13 protein-coding genes are annotated in these 20,759 nt (G+C 71.3%); 10 read left to right on the plus strand and 3 right to left on the minus strand.

What is annotated here, in order from left to right; all coding sequences use genetic code 11:
* Positions 1-47: 47 nt before the first annotated feature.
* From OM076_RS05460 to OM076_RS05490, 7 genes are all read left to right on the plus strand, one after another.
* A complete protein-coding gene (locus OM076_RS05460; RefSeq protein WP_270038473.1) occupies positions 48-1,562 on the plus strand; it encodes a M1 family metallopeptidase in 1,515 nt (504 codons plus the stop codon).
* 84 nt (positions 1,563-1,646) lie between these two features.
* On the plus strand, positions 1,647-4,121 hold the full coding sequence (locus OM076_RS05465; RefSeq protein WP_270038474.1) for a SpoIIE family protein phosphatase: 2,475 nt from the start codon (positions 1,647-1,649) through the stop codon (positions 4,119-4,121).
* On the plus strand, positions 4,118-5,092 hold the full coding sequence (locus tag OM076_RS05470; RefSeq protein ID WP_270038475.1) for a magnesium and cobalt transport protein CorA: 975 nt from the start codon (positions 4,118-4,120) through the stop codon (positions 5,090-5,092). The genes OM076_RS05465 and OM076_RS05470 overlap by 4 nt, the downstream gene beginning before the upstream one ends.
* Positions 5,093-5,100: 8 nt before the next feature.
* Complete coding sequence (locus OM076_RS45865) at positions 5,101-6,648, plus strand: LuxR C-terminal-related transcriptional regulator (RefSeq protein WP_270038476.1); 1,548 nt, start codon at positions 5,101-5,103, stop codon at positions 6,646-6,648.
* A gap of 50 nt (positions 6,649-6,698) precedes the next feature.
* The gene (locus tag OM076_RS05480; protein WP_270038477.1) at positions 6,699-7,445 is read left to right on the plus strand and encodes a class I SAM-dependent methyltransferase; all 747 of its coding nucleotides are present in this window, start codon (positions 6,699-6,701) and stop codon (positions 7,443-7,445) included.
* Between the two features lie 10 nt (positions 7,446-7,455).
* Positions 7,456-8,142 (plus strand): hypothetical protein, encoded by a 687-nt coding sequence (locus OM076_RS05485; protein ID WP_270038478.1) that lies wholly within the window; start codon positions 7,456-7,458, stop codon positions 8,140-8,142.
* A gap of 14 nt (positions 8,143-8,156) precedes the next feature.
* Positions 8,157-8,609, plus strand: coding sequence for a DUF4396 domain-containing protein (locus OM076_RS05490; protein WP_270038479.1), 453 nt, complete (start codon positions 8,157-8,159; stop codon positions 8,607-8,609).
* Here OM076_RS05490 and OM076_RS05495 read toward each other — a convergent pair.
* Complete coding sequence (locus OM076_RS05495; protein WP_270038480.1) at positions 8,603-10,078, minus strand: aminotransferase class I/II-fold pyridoxal phosphate-dependent enzyme; 1,476 nt, start codon at positions 10,076-10,078, stop codon at positions 8,603-8,605. The two genes, OM076_RS05490 and OM076_RS05495, sit on opposite strands and share 7 nt — an antisense overlap.
* Before the next feature lies 1 nt (position 10,079).
* A complete protein-coding gene (locus OM076_RS05500; RefSeq protein ID WP_270038481.1) occupies positions 10,080-11,447 on the minus strand; it encodes a gamma-aminobutyraldehyde dehydrogenase in 1,368 nt (455 codons plus the stop codon).
* 71 nt (positions 11,448-11,518) lie between these two features.
* Between OM076_RS05500 and OM076_RS05505 the strand changes: the two genes are divergently transcribed.
* From OM076_RS05505 to OM076_RS05515, 3 genes are all read left to right on the plus strand, one after another.
* Positions 11,519-12,238, plus strand: a complete 720-nt coding sequence (locus tag OM076_RS05505; protein WP_270038482.1) for a dienelactone hydrolase family protein — start codon at positions 11,519-11,521, stop codon at positions 12,236-12,238.
* Positions 12,235-12,849, plus strand: coding sequence for a glutathione S-transferase family protein (locus OM076_RS45870; protein ID WP_270038483.1), 615 nt, complete (start codon positions 12,235-12,237; stop codon positions 12,847-12,849). The genes OM076_RS05505 and OM076_RS45870 overlap by 4 nt, the downstream gene beginning before the upstream one ends.
* A 136-nt stretch (positions 12,850-12,985) precedes the next feature.
* The gene (locus OM076_RS05515) at positions 12,986-19,927 is read left to right on the plus strand and encodes a M36 family metallopeptidase (protein ID WP_270038484.1); all 6,942 of its coding nucleotides are present in this window, start codon (positions 12,986-12,988) and stop codon (positions 19,925-19,927) included.
* Here the strand turns inward: OM076_RS05515 and OM076_RS05520 are convergent.
* Complete coding sequence (locus OM076_RS05520) at positions 19,914-20,696, minus strand: SGNH hydrolase domain-containing protein (protein WP_270038485.1); 783 nt, start codon at positions 20,694-20,696, stop codon at positions 19,914-19,916. The two genes, OM076_RS05515 and OM076_RS05520, sit on opposite strands and share 14 nt — an antisense overlap.
* Positions 20,697-20,759: the final 63 nt, after the last annotated feature.

Raw genomic sequence — 20,759 nt, forward strand, 5'->3', positions numbered from 1 at the left:
CCAGGCGTAGCTTCAGCTTTATGTTGCACATATCATCCCGTTCACGGGTGCTGGCCGTCGCGGTCACGGCACTCGCGAGTTGGGGCGCCGCGGAGTCGGCCGCGGCGCATCCGGATACCGCCACGCCCGGTGCTCCGAGTGTCGGCGACCGCCTCTTCCCTGGTCTCGGAAACGGCGGGTACGACGTCGAGCATTACACGCTCGACTTCAACTACGCCACCGCTGCCTCTGTGCAATCCGTCACAGCGCAGGCGACGATCGAGGCGCGGGCGACGCAGGCGCTCTCGCGGTTCGATCTCGACTTCGACGGCGACTCGGTCCAGGCGGTGAGCGTCAACGGCCGGCCCGCGAACTTCGCGCGCCAGGGCGAGGAACTGGTCGTCACGCCGCGCTCCTCGCTCGCCGACCATCGCGACTTCACCGTCCAGGTCGCCTACACCTCCGGGCCGCGTGAGATCCCGCCGAACGCGGACCTCAACACCGTGTTGGGCACCGCGTGGTTCGCCACTCCGTCGGGCTCGATCACGGCCGCGCAGCCGAGCCGCGCACACCGGATCTTCCCGTCCAACGACCACCCGTCCGACAAGGCGACCTACACGATCCGCGCGACGACGCCCGCGACGTCGAACTTCACCGCCAACGGCGAGCTGGCGGGCAAGTCCACCCGCAACGGCCGCACGAGCTGGGTCTTCGAAGAGCGCGAGCCGATGGCGAGCGAGCTGATCCAGCTCGCGTTCGGCAACCACACGGTCAAGGTGCGCGGCTTCCACCACGGGATCTTCGTCCGCGACCTCGCGCCGACCCCGGAGCTGGCCGCCCTGGAGCCCGCGTTCTCGCGCGAGCTCGACCACCTCGACTGGATGACCGCTCGCGCCGGGCGCTACCCGTTCCGCTCCTACGGCACCTTCGCCTCCGACGCGACGTTCCCGTTCGCGCTGGAGACGCAGACGATCTCGCTGTACCCGGACTTCCTGTTCCTGCCGCCGTTCCCGGCCTCCTTCTACGAGCCGATCATGGTCCACGAGCTCGCGCACATGTGGTACGGCGACAGCGTCGCGCCCGCCCGCTGGAGCGACGTGTGGCTCAACGAGGGCCACGCCACCTGGTACGAGTGGAACTACGGCAACGACTTCTTCGGCATCAACTTCGTGGACCGGATCCATGCCGCCTACGCCGCCGGCGATCAGCTGCGGGCGCTCTACGGGCCGGTGGCGCAGCCGATCCACGGCGCGGACGACATCGCGAACATGTTCAGCCCGAACATCTACGACAGCGGCGCGGTCGTGCTCTTCGCGCTGCGGCAGGTGATCGGTGTGCGGGCGTTCGCAACGCTCGAGAAGGCCTGGCCGACGCTCTTCGCCGGACGCTCGGCGACGACGCAGGAGTTCATCCTGCTCGCCTCGCTGATCGGCCACAAGGACCTGCGCGGGTTCCTCAACGACTGGCTGTACGGCACGAAGACACCGGTCATGCCCGGCCACCCGGAGTGGACGGTCGACCCGGTCGGCGTGCCCGCGCCGCTGCGGGCGCAGACGGTCGTCTCGCCGCTGCTCAAGCGCTGAGTCTGGCGGCGCTCCATGCCGTCCGCGGCTTCGGGACGGCATGGGGCGCTCCAACTTCCGAGCGGGGGTAGAGTTCCGCATTGGTTGGCTGTTCCGTCTGATTCCGCAACGCAACTGCGGGCGCTGGAAGCGCTGCAGAACGTCACGTCGGCGCTGTCCGGGGCGGCCACGCCGGAGCAGGTCGGCCAAGCGATCGCCGAGCACGGCGCCCGCGCGCTGGACGGGACCGGCGGCGTGGTCTTCGCGTTGGAGGCGACGGTCCTGCGGGTGATCGGCCACTGGGGCGACGCGGTCCGCTACCTCGACGGGCGCCGGTCACTCCCGCTGTCGGCGAAGACCCCGTCGGCCACCGCGGCCCGCGAGCGGCGCACGATCGCGGCCGCGACGCTGCTGGAGTTCCCCGGGCTCCCGTCGCTGATGGAGGGCGAGGCGGTGTGCGGCGTGCCGCTGCTCTCCGGCGACGAGGTGCTGGGCGCCGTGGGCGTCAGCCGGCCGTACGCGTTCACCGGCGCGGACATCGAGCTGCTCGAGGCCCTCGGGCTCCAGACCGGGTTCGCGCTCGAACGCGCGCGGCTCTATCGCCGTCAGCAACTGGTCAACGATCGCCTCCACCGGTTGCAGACGATGACCGCGGCTCTGGCGAGGGCGCTGACGCCGCAGGAGGTCGCGGCGACGGCCGCGGCGCAGGGGGCGGAAGCGCTGGGAGCGAGCAGCGCGTGGGTCGCTTTGCTGGCCGAGGACGGCCGCTCGCTCGAGCTGGCCCACGCCGCCGGGCACGAGCCGGAGACCCGGGAGCGCTTCGCGTCGCTGCCGATCGACGCCGAGTTGCCGCTCGCCGAAGCGGCGCGCACGAGCACGCCGGTCTGGCTGGAGAGCGCGGCAGCGATCTTCGGCGGCTATCCGCGCTTCGCCGAGGTCCGCCCGCAAGCTCAGTCGGCCGCGCTGCTGCCGCTCGCCGACGACGGTCGCGCGCTGGGGGCGATCGGGCTGGTCTTCGACACTCCGCACCGCTTCACGCCCGACGACCGCGACTACCTCCTGGCGCTTACGCGGCTGTGCGGGCAGGCGCTCGGGCGCGCGCGGCGCTATCAGGTCGAGCACGACCTCGCCGCGACGCTGCAGCACGCGCTGCTCCCGGAATCGCTGCCAAAGACGGACGGGCTCGAGCTGGCCGTGCGCTACCTCCCGGCGGCCGATGGCATCGCGGCGGGCGGGGACTTCTACGACGCGGTCGAGCTGCCGGGCGGGCGGGTCGGGATCGCGGTCGGTGACATCGTCGGGCACGGGCCGCACGCCGCCGCGGCGATGGGACAGCTGCGCAGCGCGCTGCGCGCCTACGCGCTCGAGGGGCGCCCGCCGGCGCGGGTGCTGCAGCTGCTGGCGCGCTACGCGGACGGCGTGGCGGGTGCGCGCGGAGCGACGGTGGCCTACGCGATCCTGGACCCCGGCGCGCACGAGGTGCGCTACGCCTGCGCGGGGCATCCGCCGCCGCTGCTGGTCAGCGCGGATGGCGAGGCGTGGTTCCTGGAGGGCGCGCGCGGGGTTCCGCTCGATCGCGCGCTCGGGCACGTCTACGCGGACACCACGGCCGCGGTGCCCGAGGGCGCGACGCTCGTCCTGTACTCGGACGGGGCGATCGAGCGCCGGCATGAACCGCTGGACGTCGGGCTCGAGCGGCTGCGCGACGCGGCGTCGGCGGCGGCACGGCTGGATCCGGAGCAGCTGTGCTCGGCGCTGGTGGGTGCGCTGTTCGCGGGCGGTGAGCAACGCCGCGACGATGTCGCGCTGCTCGCCGCGCGGGCGCTGCCGCTGAGGGTCACTCCGCTGCACCTCTGGTTCGCCGCCCGCGCGGACCAGCTGTCGGTCGTGCGCCAGGCGATGCGCACGTGGCTCGCGGGCGCGGGTGTGGAGCCGGGCGACGCCGAGCTGGTGGTGCTCGCCGGGGGCGAGCTGTGCGCGAACTCGGTCGAGCACGCGTATCCGCGCGGGGTCACCGACGCCTCGGTCGAGGTCGCCCTGGCGCGCGAGCCTGGCGGTGTCATGACGCTCCTGGTCCGCGATCACGGGCGCTGGCGTCCGCCGCCCGCCGATCCCGGGTTCCGGGGGCGGGGGTTGAGCATCGTGCGGGCGCTGATGCACGCGGTCGACGTCGACGAGGGCGCCGACGGCACGACGGTGAGCGCGCGCTATCGCCCGGGCGGGGCCGCGCCGGCGCGGGTGCCGGAGATCGGTCCGGCGGCGGTCGAGGTCGATCGTGGCGGGCGGATTCCGATCGCGCGGCTGAGCGGCGAGGTGGACGGCTTCAACGCGGATGCGATCGAAGCCGAGCTGCTCGCGCTCGCCCCCGGCCCGCTGATCGTCGACCTGTCCGAGCTCGCGTTCCTGGCCAGCGCCGGCCTGCGCGTGCTCTTCGGTCTGGCCAACCGCTGCGTCCGGCTCGCGGTCGTCGCTCCGGCCGGCGCGCCGTTCCGCCGGGCGCTCGATGTTGCGGAGTTGTCAACGGTCGCGTTCGTGGCCGGCAGTGCTCATGAGGCGCTGGAACACTTCGCGCTTCGATGATCGTCGACTGCGCGCACTACCGCGACGGGCGCCGCCAGCACGAGGGCAAGATGGCCCCCGAGGCCGCCGCCTTGATCTGCAAGCAGGACCCCGGATTCGTGTGGCTCGGCATGGTCGAGCCGTCCGCGGAGGAACTGACGCGCGTCCAGGACATCTTCGGCCTTCATGAGCTCGCGGTCGAGGACGCGCAGAGCTTCCACCTGCGCCCCAAGGTCGAGGCCTACGAAGGCGGCGTCACGTTCGTCGTGTTGCGCACCGCCCGCTACGTCGAAGAGCTCGAGGAGGTCGAGTTCGGCGAGGTATCGATCTTCATCGGTCCCGGTTTCATCATCACCGTGCGCCAAGGAATCGCCGCGGATCTGCACGAGGCGCGCCTGAAGCTCGAGCAGCACCCGAAGCTCCTGGAAGAGGGCCCCGCTGCAGTGCTCTGGGCGATCCTCGACAAGATCGTCGACGACTACGCGCCGGTGGTCGAGGGGCTCGAATCTGACATCGAGGAGGTCGAGCACACGGTCTTCTCGGGCGCGCACGCGCCCACCCACCGGATCTACCTGCTCCGCCGCGAGGTCACCGACTTCTTCCGCGCCGTCCACCCGCTGCTCGGCCCGGCCGCCGCGATCACCCAGGGCGGCGTGCTCGCGATCTCCGACGGCCTGCGCCAGTACTTCCGTGACGTCGACGACCACCTCAAGCTCGTCAACGAGGAGATCATCGCCCAACGGGATCTCTTGAGCACCATCCTGCAGGCCAACATGGCGGTGGTCTCGGCGGAGCAGAACGAGGTCGTGCGCCGGATCTCCGCGTGGGCGGCGATCATCACCGTCCCGACCTTCGTCGCCTCCTTCTACGGCATGAACTTCGACCACATGCCGGAGCTGCACTGGCGCTTCTCCTACCCGGCGGTGATCCTCGTCATGGTGCTCTCCGGCGTGGTGCTCTGGCGCGGCTTCAAGCGCGCGCACTGGCTCTAGCCGAGATCGTGGACACCGGCTGGGAGCGACTGCGCGAGGGGAAGTGGGAGCTCGCGCGGGAGTCGTTTGCGGCCGCGGACTCTGCCGAGGCCTTCGAGGGGCTGAGCTGGGCGGCGTGGTGGCTCGACGACGCGGAGACGGTGTTCTCCGCTCGCGAGCGCGCCTACCGGCTCTATCGGGAGCGCGGTGATCCGGCCGCGGCCGCGCGGATGGCGACGTGGATCGGTTCCGACCACAACGACTTCCACGGCGCGGCGGCGGTGGCGGGTGGGTGGCTCGAGCGGGCGCGGCGGCTGCTCGAACCGCTCGCGCCCGGCCCCGCGCACGGGTGGCTCGCGTTCCACGAGGGCTACGTGCTCAGCCGGGCGGGAGAAGATGCGCGGGCACGCGCGCTGGCACTCGAGGCGGCGAACCTCGGGCGCCGCTTCGGCGTCGCCGACCTCGAGATGCTCGGCCTCGCGCTGGAGGGCTCCTCGCTCGTCGCGGGCGCGCGGGTGCAGGAAGGCATGCGGCGTCTGGACGAGGCGACGGTGACCGCGCTGGAAGGCCGCGCCGAGATCCCGATCTCACAAGCCTGGACGTGCTGCTTTCTCGTCTCCTCCTGCCTCGCCGTCTACGACTTCGAGCGCGCGTTCGCCTGGAGCGATCGCATCGCCGCCTTCGCTGACCGCTACGGCAGCCGCTGGATGCTCGCCTTCTGCCGGGCGGAGTACGGCGCCGTGCACCGCTGGCGCGGGCAATGGCTTCAAGCGGAGACCCTGCTCGAAGCCGCCGTCGAGGACTTCGCGCATTCGCGCCCCGCGTGGGCGCCCGGCCCGCTCGCCGGCCTCGCCGAGCTGCGCCGTCGCCAGGGCCGCACCGCCGAGGCGCTCGCCCTGCTCGAGCGGGCGGGCGCGAGCACCCACCTCTGCCACGCCCGCATCGCGCTCGACCGCGGCGACGCGCGCACCGCCTCCGAGCTCGCCGAACGCCTGCTCCGCCACACCCCGCCGGAACGCCGCCTCGCCCGCGTCGAACTGCTCGACCTCCTGATCCGCGCGAAACCTAAAGGGGGTCTGACCCCATTTAGGAAGGTCGAGGGTTACTTGAGGGATTTGCGTGGGCTGGCGGAGGCGGGTGGGACGGGGGCGCTGCGGGCGGTGGCCGACCGGGCGGAGGGCGTGCTGCGCTCCGATCCCGCGCTGCTCGAGGACGCGGTGGACGGCTTCGAGGCCGCCCGCGCGCCCTACGAGGCGGCTGAGGCGCGGCTCGATCTCGCGGACGTGCTCGACGCCGGCGGGCGCGGCGATGCGGCCGTCCGCGAACGGGCCGCCGGCCGAGACGCGCTGCGCGCCCTCGGTGCCGCCGAGGCGGCGCCGCCGCTCCCCGAGCTCACGCCGCGCGAGCGGGAGGTCCTGACGCTGCTCGCGCAAGGGCTGACGAACCGGGAGCTGGCGGAGCGCCTCGTCGTCAGCGAGCACACCGTCCACCGGCACGTGACGAACATCCTGCGCAAGCTCGACGCGCCGTCGCGCGCCGCGGCGGCCGCGCTCGCCGCGCGCCACGGGCTGATATAGCCAGATCGGGCGATGCGGAAGGCGCGGCGGCAGGCGTAGCGTCGAGCGGCATGAGCACCGTCTGGGCCCAAGGGGACTACCACCGCTTCGCCACCGAGCTGATCTGGCACTTCGGGCCCGAGCTGGTCGCGGACACCGGCATCGAACGCGGCATGAAGGTGCTCGACGTCGCCGCCGGCACCGGCAACGTCGCGCTCCGCGCCGCGGAGACGGGCGCGCTCGTCACCGCGACCGACATCACGCCCGAGCAACTCGCCATCGGGCGCCGCGAAGCCGAGGCTCGCGGCCTCGACATCGAGTGGGTCGAGGCGGACGCGCAAGCCCTCCCGTTCGACGACGACGCCTTCGACGTCGTCACCTCCGCGGCCGGTGCGATCTTCGCCCCCGACCATCAGGCCGTCGCGCGCGAGCTGCGGCGCGTCACCCGCCCCCGCGGCACGATCGGCATGATCAACTTCACCCCGGAAGGTCTTGCTGCGGACTTCTTCACCATCTTCGCGCCGTACGTCCCCGCCGGCCCTTCACCCACGCTGTGGGGGAGCGAGCCGTATGTGCGCCAGCTGTTCGGCGGCTGCGAGCTCGACCTCGTGCGCCGCGACTACGTCGAGCGCGTGGCGGGCGGGCCGCAGGGGTTCGCCGACTTCTACCGCGAGACGTTCGGGCCCGCCGCGGCGATCACCGACCCGCAATTCGCCCGCGACCTGCTCGCGTTCGCCGAGCGCGCCGACGAGGGCGAGAGCGACGCCGAGTTGCGCTTCGAGTACCTGCGCTTGCTCGCGCACCTCCCACCGGCGTAGTGTCGCTCTCATGCCCGGACCACTTGGACGTCGCCCCCCGAGCGACTGGAAGCACGTCGACAAGTACCCGCTGACGGCGAGCACGGCGCCCGCCAAGCCGACGCCCGTGGTCATCGGCGTCAATTGGTACGTCGAGTTCGACGAGCCCGAGAAGGACGCCGAAGGCCACTACTGGATCGCCCGCGACGCGAAGCTGACGAAGGTGCGCGGCGGGCACTGCGTGTGCCTGAAACCGAAGGGCTCCAACGATCCGGACGCCTGGTGGGACTTCTACAACCAGGGCGAGGAGGGCGCCTGCGTCGGATTCGGCATCAGTCGCTTGACGAGCCAGCTCAACCGCAAGACCTATGACGGGTTCTGGCTCTACCACGAGGCGCAGAAGGTCGACGAGTGGCCGGGGGAGGACTACGACGGCACGTCGGTCCGCGCCGGGCTGGACATCCTGCGCAAGCGCGGCCACTGTGTGGTCAAGGACGGCAAGACGGGCCTCGAGGCACTCGGCGAAGGCATCAAGGCCAACCGCTGGGCCCGCTCGGTGGACGACGTCCTGACCACGCTCGGCTACGGCGGCCTGGACTACGTCGACGTCCTCAACTCGTGGGGCCGCAGCTATCCCCACCTCACGCGGATGCCCGCGAAGGTGCTCGAGCGGCTCTGGAAGGAGGACGGCGAGGTGGGGTTGGTGACCGACCGCTGATACCCTTAGGGGGTATGCAGCACGATCACGGGCAATCCCTGAACCGGGTCGCGTTCAGCGCGACCGTGCACTGCCTGACGGGCTGCGCCATCGGCGAGATCCTGGGCATGATCATCGGCAACGCCCTCGATCTGTCGACCGGCGCGACCGTGGTGCTCTCGATCGCGCTGGCGTTCCTCTTCGGCTACGCGTTCACGTCGCTGCCGCTGCTGCGCTCAGGGATGGCCCTGAGCGCGGTCGTCCCGCTGGCACTGGCGAGCGACACGATCTCGATCACGATCATGGAGATCGTCGACAACACGATCATGGTCGCGATTCCGGGCGCGATGGACGCCGGCCTGGACGAGCTGAAGTTCTACGCGTTCCTGGCGCTCGCGCTGCTGATCGCGGGCACCGCGGCGTACCCCGTCAACCGCTGGCTGATCGCCCGCGGCAAGGGCCACGCCGTGGTTCACGCGCATCACTGAACGTCAGGCATAACGCAGATCGTGTTGAAGTCCGGATCGCTCGCGCCGTGCAGCCGCGCGCCGACGCTCTTGAGCGAACGCAGGTACGCGATCACGTCGTCGGTGATCCGCTCGCCCGGCAGCAGGACCGGGATCCCGGGCGGGTAGCCGGCGATCGCCTCGGCGCTGACGCGGCCGATCGAGTCGTCGACGGCGACGACGTCCGACGGGCCGAGGAACGCCTCCCGCGGCGCGACGACGACCTCGTTCTCAAACGTGCCCGAGGCCAGCGTGACCTCCTCGATCTCGCCTGGGCGCTCCATGTGCTCGACGATCGACGTGAGGTCGTGGACGAAGCGCTCGAGCTCGCGCACGAGCTCGTCCAGGCCGAGCACGAGCACGATCGTGGCCTGCGTGGCGAGCTCGACCTGCGTGTCGAAGTTCGAGCGCAGCGCGGCGGCCATCTCGTACCCGGTCGCGCCCGTGCCGCGGACGTCGATCACGATCCGCAGCGGGTCACGGGCGGCGACTCCCGGCCGCCCGATCTCCTCGTCGCCGACCACGCGGCAGCCGGGGATCTGGTCGATCGCCTCGGCCGTGCGGCGCGACGCGGCGATCGTGCCGCTCAGCAACGCCTCGCCGTGCAGCACGAGCTGTCGGCGCGCGCCGTCGAGCGAGAGCATCAGCAGCGAAGAGGGCGACGTCGAGCGCATCAACCGCAGCGTGCGCGCGACCGCGTCGGGATCGATCCGGCCGCTGTCTGAGACATGCAGGAGCGCGGACTGCGTGAGAGAGCCCGCGATCTTGTGCACCGACGTGAGCATCGCGTCGGCGCCCACGTGCAGCGCGTTGGGCGGCAGATCGCGGTGGAAGCCGAAGTGCGGGCCCCACGACTGGTCGACCACGAGCGGCACGCCGGCGGCGTGCGCGACCTCGGCGCAGCCCTCGACGTCCGCGGCCATCCCGTAGTACGTGGGGGAGACGATGAACGCGGCGTGCGCGCCCGGCGTGGCGTCGAGGGCGGCTTTCAGCGACTGCGGCGTGACGCCGTGCGCCATGCCGAGCTCGGGCTCGTACTCCGGCGGGACCCACGTCGGCAACCCGCCCGACAGGACCAGGCCGTCGATCACCGACGCGTGCGCGTTGCGCTGCACCACGACCGGCGCGCCGAGCGGCGCCAGCGCGAGGCAGAGCGCGTGGTTGCCCTGCGTGGCCCCGTTGGTCAGGAACCACGAGCGGGCCGCGCCGTACGCCTCGGCGGCGAGCTGCTCGGCGCGCTCGTAGGGCGTCGGCGACTCGCCGAGATCGACCCCGTGGATGTCCTGCGGGATGTCCAGCTTCAGCGTCTGCCAGCCGATCGCGGTGCGCACGCCGAGGTCGGCGCCGTTGCCCGCCTTGTGGCCGGGCACGTGGAAGCGGGTGGAGCCGCGGAACCCGTACGCGACGACGGCGTTCAGGTACGGCGCCTGGGGCTGATCGGGAGAGGCCATGTCAGCTCAAGCTTGCCATGACGTGCTTGACGACCGTGTAGTCCTCGACGCCGTACATCGAGAGGTCCTTGCCATAGCCGGACTGCTTGAAGCCGCCGTGCGGCATCTCCGAGACGAACGGCAGGTGGTCGTTGATCCAGACGCACCCGAAGCGCATGGCGTTCGCCACCCGCAGCGCGCGGCCGACATCGCGCGTCCACACGCTCCCGGCGAGCCCGTACGGCGTGCCGTTGGCCCACTCGATCGCCTTCGCCTCGTCGTCGAAGCGCTGGACGGCGATGACCGGGCCGAAGATCTCCTTCTGCACCATCTCGTCGTCCTGGCGCAGGCCGTCGACGATCGTCGGCTCCAGGAAGAACCCGGGCGAGTCCGGGCGCCGGCCGCCGGTGACGATCCGCGCGTGGTCGGGGCGGCGGTCCAGGAAGCCGGTGATGTTGCCGAGCTGGCGGGCGGAGTTGACCGGGCCGAGCGTGGTCTCGGGGTCGAACGTGTCGCCGAGCTTGAACGTCCTCGCGTGCTCGGCGAGTGCCTCGACGACGTCGTCGTGCATGCGGTCGGACGCCAGCACGCGGGTGGCCGCGGTGCAGTCCTGGCCGGCGTTGTAGTAGGCGGCGCCCGTGACGGTCTCCGCCAGCGCGTCGAGGTCGGCGTCGTCGAAGACCACGACCGGCGCCTTGCCACCGAGCTCGAGATGCACGCGCTTGAGCGTGTCGGCGGCGGCCTTGGCGATCCACTTGCCGGTGTTCACGGAGCCGGTCAGCGAGACCATGTCGACGTCGGGGTGGGTGACCATGCGCTGGCCGACCTCGCCCGCGCCGGTGACGACGTTGAGCACGCCGGGCGGCAGGATCTCGTTCGCCAGCTCGACCAGCCGCAGCGTCGAGAGCGGCGTCGTCTCGGCCGGCTTGAGCACGATCGTGTTGCCGGTCGCCAGCGCGGGCCCGATCTTCCAGATCGCCATCATCAGTGGGTAGTTCCAGGGCGTGATCTGGGCGACGACGCCGACGGCCTCGCGGCGGATGAAGGATGTGCGGCCGGTCATGTACTCGCCCGCGGACTTGCCTTCCAGGCAGCGCGCCGCGCCCGCGAAGAAGCGCAGGTTGTCGACGCAGACCGGCATCTCGTCGGCCTTCATCGCGTGCACGGGCTTGCCGGCGTTGCGCGCCTCGAGCTCCGCCAGCTCGTCGGAGTGCTGCTCGACGGCGTCGGCGAGCTTCAGCAGCGCCTGCTGGCGCTCGTACGGCGTCACGGTCGACCAGCCGCCGAACGCGGCGCGGGCGGCGGCGACGGCGCGATCGACGTCCTCCGGCGTCGACACCGGGACTTCGGCGATCGTCTCGCCGGTGGCGGGGTTGAGCACGTTCAGCATGGCTGCGGAAGCTATTGGGTCCGCGGGCGGCTGGGGGAGTGTGAGATCTCCAACATGCGAGGATGCGCGCCGTGGTCCTGACACGTGAATACGTCGACGTGCCGGTGGGCGAGCGGGCGATGCGCACCTTCGTGGCCAAGCCCGCCGCACCCGGCTCGTACCCGGGCGTCGTCTTCTACACCGACATCTTCCAGCTCACCGAGTCCAGTCTGCGCTGGGCGGTGCGGCTGGCCGGCTACGGGTTCCTCGTCGCCGTGCCCGAGATCTATCACCGCGTCGAGCCGGCGGGCACCGTGCTCGGGTTCGACGACCCGGGGAAGGTCCGCGGGCAGGCGGACGCCGAGGCGATCACGACCGCCGAGTTCGACGAGGACATCGCGGCGGCGCTGGATTGGTTCGGTGCTGCGTGTCCGACGGTCGGCGCGGCGGGGCATTGCACCGGTGGGCATCTCGCGTTCCGGGCGGCGTTCGATTCACGGGTGCGGGGGACCGCCTGCTGGTACCCGACCGGGCTGCACGACGGCAAGCTCGGCAAGGATCGCTCCGACGCGCTGGAGCGGGTGGCCGACATCGACGGTGAGCTGCTGCTGATCTTCGGCTCCCTCGATCCCCATACGCCGGCGCCTGCGCGCGAGGTGGTGCGCGCCGGTCTGGAAGGCGGGCCGACGTTCCGCTGGCTGGAGTTCGAGGCTGAGCATGCGTTCGGGCGCGACATCGGCCCGCGCTTCGACCCCGAAGCGACCGACCAGGCGTTCGCCGAGACCATCGCGTTCTTCCGGCGCGTCCTGTGATCCTCTACGACCATCCCGCATCCGCGAACTGCCTGAAGGTGCGAATCCTCCTGCGGCAGCTGGGGCTTTCGTTCGAGCGGGTGACCGTCGACTTGTTCAGCGGCGAGACGCGGCGGCCGGAGCACCTCGCGCGCAACCCGGACGGGCGGGTGCCGGTGCTGGAGCTCGACTCGGGCGACGTGCTCCCGGAGTCGGCGGCGATCCTGTTGTACCTGGCCGAGGGGACGCCGTTCCTGCCTTCTGCTCCGCTGGAGCGCGCCCGCGTGCATCAGTGGCTCTTCTTCGAGCAGAACCAGGTCGAGCCGGGATTGGCGGTGGCGCGGTTCATGGCGCTGGTCGGGCGGGTGGGGAAGCACCCCGAGGTGTTCGCGGACCGGCTGCGCCAGGGGCGGCGCTCGCTGGAGTCTTTGGAGCGGGGTCTGGTCGATCCGTTCGTCGCGGGCGCGTCGTACACCGTCGCCGATACGGCGCTGTACGGCTATGTGCACTGCGCGTCCGAGGCGGGTGCCGAACCGAGCGAATACCCGCGGATCACAGCGTGGCTGGGGCGCGTCGAGGCGACGCCGGGGTTCGTGAACGACCTCGAGCCGATCACTTGGACGGATAGCTGATCGCCCTTTCCCCCTGGAAGGTCGATTATTCGTGGCTCGAATGGGAGGACGCTGCGCGCTAGGGGTCGCGCTCGCCCTTTTGGCCTTCCCGCTGACGGGGGTAGCGCAGGCCAAGGAGCGAGCCGATCGATCCACTTTGCAACACCGCCTGGGCCGCCAGGGCGTCGTCGATCTCGATCGGCGCACCGGCACCCCGCGGGTGCTCGCGCGCCTGGACGGGACGCTGACGGGTCCGTCGGCGCGCTCGCCGGAGTCGATCGCCTCGTCGTACCTGGGCGCGAACCTGGCGGTGCTGGGGCTCGCCTCTGGTGACGTCTCGGGCGCCCCGGAGGTGTCCGCTCTCCCCGGCGGTGTCACGTCGGTCACGTGGCGGCAGTCGGTCGACGGGATTCCGTCGTCGGATGGGGTGCTGCGGGTGAACGTGGGTTCAGACGGCCGAGTGCTCAGCGTGCTCGGCGCGCCCGAGCACGGGTTGGACGTCTCGTCTGCCGTGCCCGTCCTGGACGCGGGCGAGGCGGTGCGGGCGGTGCAGGACGACGTCGGCGCCTACCGGAGCCTGGTGCGCCGGCGCGGGCCCTCGGGTGCGCAGCGCACGACCGACTACGGCCACGACACCGCCGCCTCGCTCGTGACGTCCGGCGACCGCCTGGCGTGGCGGGTGCGCTACCGCGCGGATGACGACGCGGTCTACGACGCGACCGTCGACGCCCGCACCGGCAAGGTCCTGCGGCGCGTGAACATGGTCAAGTCCGAGACGCCCGCCTTGGTCTGGGAGCGGTTCCCCGGCAGTGGCGTGGGTGGGACCGCGGCGACCGTGAACCTCGAGCAGAGCGGCTGGCTGAGCGCGAGCGCGACGAACTTGAACGGGCCGAACGCCCACGTCTACAGCGATCTCGACGACAACGGGGTCGCGGCGACGTCCGAGGAGGTCGCGCGGGTGGGCGGCGGGTTCTCGTTCCCGCTGCAGCCGGTGGCGGGGACGGGCTGTGACGCGGCGCATCTGTGCTCGTGGAGCGGCACGGCTGATCGCGTCTTGAACCGCCAGCAGGACGCGGTGCAGGCGTTCTATTTCGCCAACCGCTTCCATGACCATTTGGCGGCGGCGCCGATCGGCTTCACGGCCGCCAAGGGCGCCTTCGAGGGCGCCGACGACCTGCTGCTGGAGACGATGGACGGCGCCTCGACCGGGCCGGACGGCAACCACCTCAACAACGCCAACATGTTCACGCCGCCGGACGGGTCGCATCCGCGGATGCAGATGTACCTGTGGAGCTCGCCGTTCAGGCGGGTGTCGAGTGGCAGCGACGCGTCGGTCCTCTACCACGAGTACACGCACGGTCTCTCCAACCGGCTGGTGGTCGACGCCGACGGCTACGGCGCGCTGAACTCGGCGCAAGCGGGGGCGATGGGGGAGGCGTGGAGCGACTGGTACGCGCAGGACTTCATCGTCGACCAGTTCCCGGGGCTCGACACGGGCGCCGTGGGCGAGGTCGCGATGGGCGCGTACACGGACCTCTCCGGCTCGTCCTCGAAGCTGCGTTACTCGCCGCTGGACTGCCCGGTGACGGGCGCGGACGCGATCGCCTGTCCCGGGCGTCCCGCCTTGGGGTCCGGCGGGTTCACCTACGGCGACTTCGGGCGGGTGGCCGGCGGCGCCGAGGTGCACGCCGACGGGGAGATTTGGGCGCAGACCCTCTGGGACCTGCGCACTGCGGTGGGGTCCGCAAAGGCTCGGGCGCTGGTGACGACGGGGATGTCGTTGCTGCCGCCTGAGCCGACGTTCTTGGACGGTCGCAACGGGATCCTGCTCGCGGACCAGACGCTGTTCGGCGGGGCGGACGCGGGCGTGATCTGGGGTGTGTTCGCGGTGCGGGGGATGGGCTTCTTCGCGGCGGCCGTCGGCGGCGACGACACCGCGCCCGCGGAGAGCTTCGCTCTGCCGCCCGCGGGTGACGCGCCGCGGGGCACGATCTCCGGGCAGGTCACGAACGCGATCGGCGGCGCGGGCGTCTCCGGCGTGACCGTGGGTCTCGCGGGTGGGGTGAGCAGCGTGAGCGCCGTGACCGGCGCCGACGGCCGCTACACCATCGCCGACGTCCCGGCCGGGGCGTACTTGAAGGTGCTTGCGGGTGGTGGTGGGTGGGAGGGGTCCTCGACCTCGCTCTCGGTCACCGGCGGCACCACGATCACTTTTAGCCCGACGGTCCGGCGTGACTGGTCAGCGACGAAGGGCGGCGCGACGGTCACGGGTTCCAACGGGCGCGAGTACGTCGAGTACGGCTGCGGGCCGAACGCGGCGCTCGACCAATCCCAGTCGCTCGGCTGGTCCACCGCCGCGGGCAGCGAGAAGTACCTGATCGTGCAGTTGCCGAACGCGGTCGACGTGACCTCGTTCGCGATCGACCCGACCGAGACATGCGGCGACTCAGCCGCCGACGCAACGGGTGGATATCGCGTCGAGACCTCACCGGACGGCGCAGCCTGGACCGTCGCGCGGACCGGCACGTTCGTTTCCGCCGACCGCCACACGCTGAACGTGTTGCCGCCGACGGCGGGTGCGTCGGGTGTGCGCTACGCCCGCGTCACGCTTCTGAGCTCGCAAGGCGGGGCGAGTGCGTCCTTCCGCGACCTCTCCGAGTTCGCCGTCTACGGCACCCCGACCACCCCGGTCGCGCCCGTGCCCGACACGACGATCGCCCCGGGCGGCCCGCCCTTCACCTTCACGTCGACCCTGCCCGGCAGCACCTTCGAGTGTGCGATCGACGCGGGTGCGTTCGCCGGATGCGTGTCCCCGTTCACGCCGGGCGCATTGTCCGACGGCGACCACGTCTTCTCCGTCCGCGCGGTCGGCGACCCGACCCCGGCCACACGCACGTTCACGGTCGACACGACGGCGCCGGAGACGACGATCGATTCGGGTCCGTCGCCGTTTGTGTTCTCGTCGAACGACGCGAGCGCGACGTTCGAGTGCAAGGTCGACGACGGCGCCTTCGCGGCCTGCACCTCGCCGGACGCTCGTGCGTTCACCGACGGCACGCACACCTTCTCGGTGCGCGCGAAGGATGCGGCGGGCAATGTCGACCCGACGCCGGCGACGAAGACCTTCACGGTCGACACGACCCCGCCCGAGACGACGATCGATTCGGGTCCGTCGCCGTTTGTGTTCTCGTCGTCCGAAGCGGGTTCGACGTTTGAGTGCAAGGTCGATGACGGCGAGTTCGCGGCGTGCACCTCGCCGGACGCGCGGACATTCGCGGACGGCACGCACACGTTCTCGGTGCGGGCGAAGGATGCGGCCGGGAACGTCGACCCGACGCCGGCGACGAAGACGTTCACGGTGGATACGACTGCGCCGGAGACGACGATCGATTCGGGTCCGGGCCCGTTTGTGTTCTCGTCGAACGACGCGAGCGCGACGTTCGAGTGCAAGGTCGACGACGGCGACTTCGCCGCGTGCACCTCGCCCGACGCGCGGACATTCGCGGACGGCACGCACACCTTCTCGGTGCGCGCCAAGGATGCGGCCGGCAACGTCGATCAGACGCCGGCGAGCAAGACGTTCACGGTGGATACGACGGCGCCGGAGACGACGATCGATTCGGGTCCGGGCCCGTTCGTGTTCTCGTCGAACGACGCTGGCGCGACGTTCGAGTGCAAGGTCGATGACGGCGAGTTCGCCGCGTGTACCTCGCCCGACGCGCGCACGTTCGCGGACGGCACGCACACGTTCTCGGTGCGGGCGAAGGATGCGGCCGGGAACGTCGACTCGACGCCGGCGAGCAAGACCTTCACGGTCGACACGACTGCGCCGGAGACGACGATCGATTCGGGTCCGGGCCCGTTCGTGTTCTCCTCCAACGACGCTGGCGCGACGTTCGAGTGCAAGCTCGATGACGGCGACTTCGCGGCGTGTAGCTCGCCCGACGCGCGCACGTTCGCCGACGGCACCCACACCTTCTCGGTGCGGGCGAAGGATGCGGCCGGGAACGTCGACCCGACGCCGGCGACGAAGACGTTCACGGTGGATACGACTGCGCCGGAGACGACGATCGATTCGGGTCCGTCGCCGTTTGTGTTCTCCTCTAACGACGCGTCCGCGACGTTTGAGTGCAAGGTCGACGACGGCGACTTCGCGGCGTGCACGTCGCCGGACGCGCGGACATTCGCGGACGGTCCGCACACGTTCTTGGTGCGGGCCAAGGATGCGGCCGGCAACGTCGACCCGACGCCCGCCACGAAGACCTTCACGGTGGATACGACTGCGCCGGAGACGACGATCGATTCGGGTCCGAGTCCGTTCGTGTTCTCGTCGAACGACGCGAGCGCGACGTTCGAATGCAAGGTCGACGACGGCGACTACGCCGCGTGCACCTCGCCGGACGCGCGGACGTTCGCCGACGGCACCCACACCTTCTCGGTGCGCGCCAAGGATGCGGCCGGGAACGTCGACTCGACGCCGGCGAGCAAGACCTTCACGGTCGACACGACCCCGCCGGAGACGACGATCGATTCGGGTCCGTCGCCGTTTGTGTTCTCGTCGAACGACGCGAGCGCGACGTTCGAGTGCAAGGTCGACGACGGCGACTTCGCGGCCTGCACCTCGCCCGACGCGCGGACGTTCGCGGACGGCACGCACACGTTCACGGTGCGGGCGAAGGATGCGGCCGGGAACGTCGACCCGACGCCGGCGACGAAGACCTTCACGGTCGACACGACCCCGCCGGAGACGACGATCGATTCGGGTCCGAGCCCGTTCGTGTTCTCCTCCAACGAGGCCGGCTCGACCTTCGAGTGCAAGCTCGACGACGGCGACTTCGCGGCCTGCACCTCGCCCGACGCGCGGACATTCGCCGCCGGCACCCACACCTTCTCGGTGCGCGCCAAGGACGTCGCGGGGAATGTCGATCCCACACCCGCGGCGAAGACCTTCGACGTCGACAACACCGCCCCGCAGACGACGATCGACAGCGGCGTCAGCGGGACCACGCGGGATACGACGCCGCAGTTCCTGTTCTCTTCGAGCGAGCCCGGGTCGACGTTCGAGTGCCGGGTCAATGGCGCGCCGTTTGAGTCCTGCACCTCGCCTCGTGAGCTCGGGCCTCTTCTCGACGGGACGTACACGTTCGAGGTGCGGGCGACCGACGCCGCGGGGAACCCCGACGCCACGCCCGCCTCAAGGACGTTCACGGTTGACACCACGGCGCCGGAGACCACGCTCCAGGCGGGTGGGCCGCCGTTCCGGTTCTCTTCCAGCGAGGCCGGCTCGACGTTCGAGTGCAAGGTCGATGCGGGACCGTATGAGGCGTGCACCTCGCCACGCGACGTCGGGGCGCTCCAGGACGGCGATCACGTCTTCCTGGTGCGGGCGACGGACTCGGTGGGCAACACGGACCAGACGCCCGAGAGCAGGACGTTCACGATCGACACGACCGCGCCGCAGACGACGGTCGATGCAGGTCCGAGCCCGTTCCGGTTCTCGTCGAGCGAGGCCAATTCCACGTTCGAGTGCCGACTCGACGGCGCGGCGTTCGCGACGTGCACGTCGCCGAAGGATCTCGGGACGCTCCCCGAGGGGACGCACACGTTCGACGTCCGAGCGACGGACGCGGCCGGGAACACGGATCAGACGCCGGCGAGTCAGACGTTCGTCGTCGACCGCACCGGACCGGCTGTCGCGACCGTCTCCGGCCCGCCGAATCGCAGCAACGACAAGACGCCGACGTTCACGTTCGCCTCCGCCGAGCCGGACTCCAAGTTCGAGTGCAAGCTCACGTCGCCGGATCTCACGGCCGAGTTCGCGCCGTGCGAATCCCCGAAGGAGTACGGGCCGCTCGCCGACGACGCCCGTTACACGTTCACGGTTCGCGCGCAGGACCCGGCCGGGAACTACGGAACGCCGTCGACGTTCAGCTACACGCTCTTCACCACTGCACCCGTGACCGGGATCACCAGCGGCCCTGAGGGCCTGACCAACGACGCCAGCCCCGTGTTCCTGCTCGCATCCTCGCCGCCCGGCGCGACGTTCACGTGCACGCTGGACGGCCGGCCGATCGTGCCGTGTCCGACGCTGCTCCCGTTGCCTCCGCAGGCAGACGGCACGCATACGCTCGAGGTCGTCGCGACCGACGACGCCGGCAACACCGACGCGACCCCGTACGTCCGGACGTTCACGGTCGACACCAAGGCTCCTGAGGTGACGCTGCAGTCCGGACCCGCCTCACCGGCGCATTCCGGCCCGCTCGCCTTCGACCTGCTCTCCACCGAAGGGACGCTCGCGTGCGCGCTCGACGACGGCGAGTACGGAAGTTGCGCGCCGATCATCCAAGCGAGCACGCTCGCGGCGGGCGTCCACGTCTTCCGCGCCCGCGCGCAGGATGCCGCGGGCAACATCTCAGCCCCCGTCGAGTACACGTTCACGGTGGTCAACGCGGCTCCGACCGCGACGCTCGCGCTCGACGGCACGAGCGGCGTCGCCCCGTTGGCCGTGCGCCCGACGATCACCGGCGCCGATCCCGACCACGACCGTCTGACCTACAAGCTCGACTTCGGCGACGGCCAGATCGCGACCGGCACGCTCCCGGTCTCGCTCGTCGGCCATCGCTACGACACGCCGGGCGTCTACACGCTCAAGCTCACCGTCGACGACGGCCGCGCGACGGCGACCGCCACCGCCGACGTGACCGTCACGACGCCGCAGGCGGACGTCCCGCCCCCGCCGCCCCCGGTCGAGACGCCGCTCTCGCTCACGCTCAGCGCATCGACGCTCAGCCTCGGCACGTTCGTCCCCGGCGTCGCGCGCGACTACTCGGCGACGCTGACGGCGGCCACGACCGGCAACGGCACGCTCTCGGTGAGCGACGCGAGCGGGACGGCTCCCGGCCACCTGGTCGGCCCCGCCGGCGCGCTCGCCCAGCCACTGCAGGTGCTCGCCGCGAGCGGCGCGCTGACGCCGCTGACGGCCCCCGTGGTCGTTCCGGCGACGATGACGTTCCAGCAGTCGATCGGCGCGAGCGAGGTGCTCACGCCCGGCGCCTACACCAAGTCGCTGACCTTCACGCTCGCCGTCACGACCCCGTGAGCCGGTCGAACGCCCGCAGCACGTAGGGCCCCAGCGTCGAGGAAAACACGCCGGTCATGTGGTTGGCGTCGCGCACCACGAGCGCGCCGCCGACCACCGGGTAGCACCGCGAGTCGCAGAAGAAGGGCGTGAGGTCGAGCACTGGCGCGCCGGCGCGAGCGGCCGCCCCGACGATTGGATCGCGCGAGAGCCCGAAGGCGCGCGGGACCGCGCACCGCGTTCCCGCCTCCTGCCGGCGCCGCAGCGCCCGCTCGATGCACGTATCCGTGTCGCCGCGGAACCGTGGCGTGTCCCGCAACGCGACGACGCGTCGCGCGCCCAACGCGCGCCACGCGTCGAGATAGCCGTCGACGCCGGCGGAGTAACGCGACTGCTCCCGCCGCGGCACGACCCCCGACCCACCCGACAGCCCGGCGACGAACACCGTCCCGATCTCCGGATGCGCCGCGAACCACGCGAAGACGTCGTTCTTCCAGCGCCCGCACTGCGTCCGCCGCGGCTCGGGCAGGTCGCGCAGCGCCTGCTGGAGCGGACAGCTCGTGCGGGTGATCGAGACGCCGCCCCAGCCCTTGGCCAGCGCCAAGTGCTCGAACGCCGCCCGCCAGTGCCCCGCGTGGCTGTCGCCGACGAGCGCGAACGACGCGGGCACATCCGCGCCGAACCGGCACACCGCCGGCGACCCGCGCGAGATCGACCGGCACGGGCTGTTGGGCAACGTACGAGCGCTCGAGGGCCGCGGCGTCACGGTCTTCGACAGCGCGTCATCCACGCACGGGGTCTCCGGGTCGCGCGACGCCGCACCGAAGCAGGGTTGGCTCTGCGCCACCGCAGA

The organism is Solirubrobacter ginsenosidimutans (assembly GCF_027587205.1).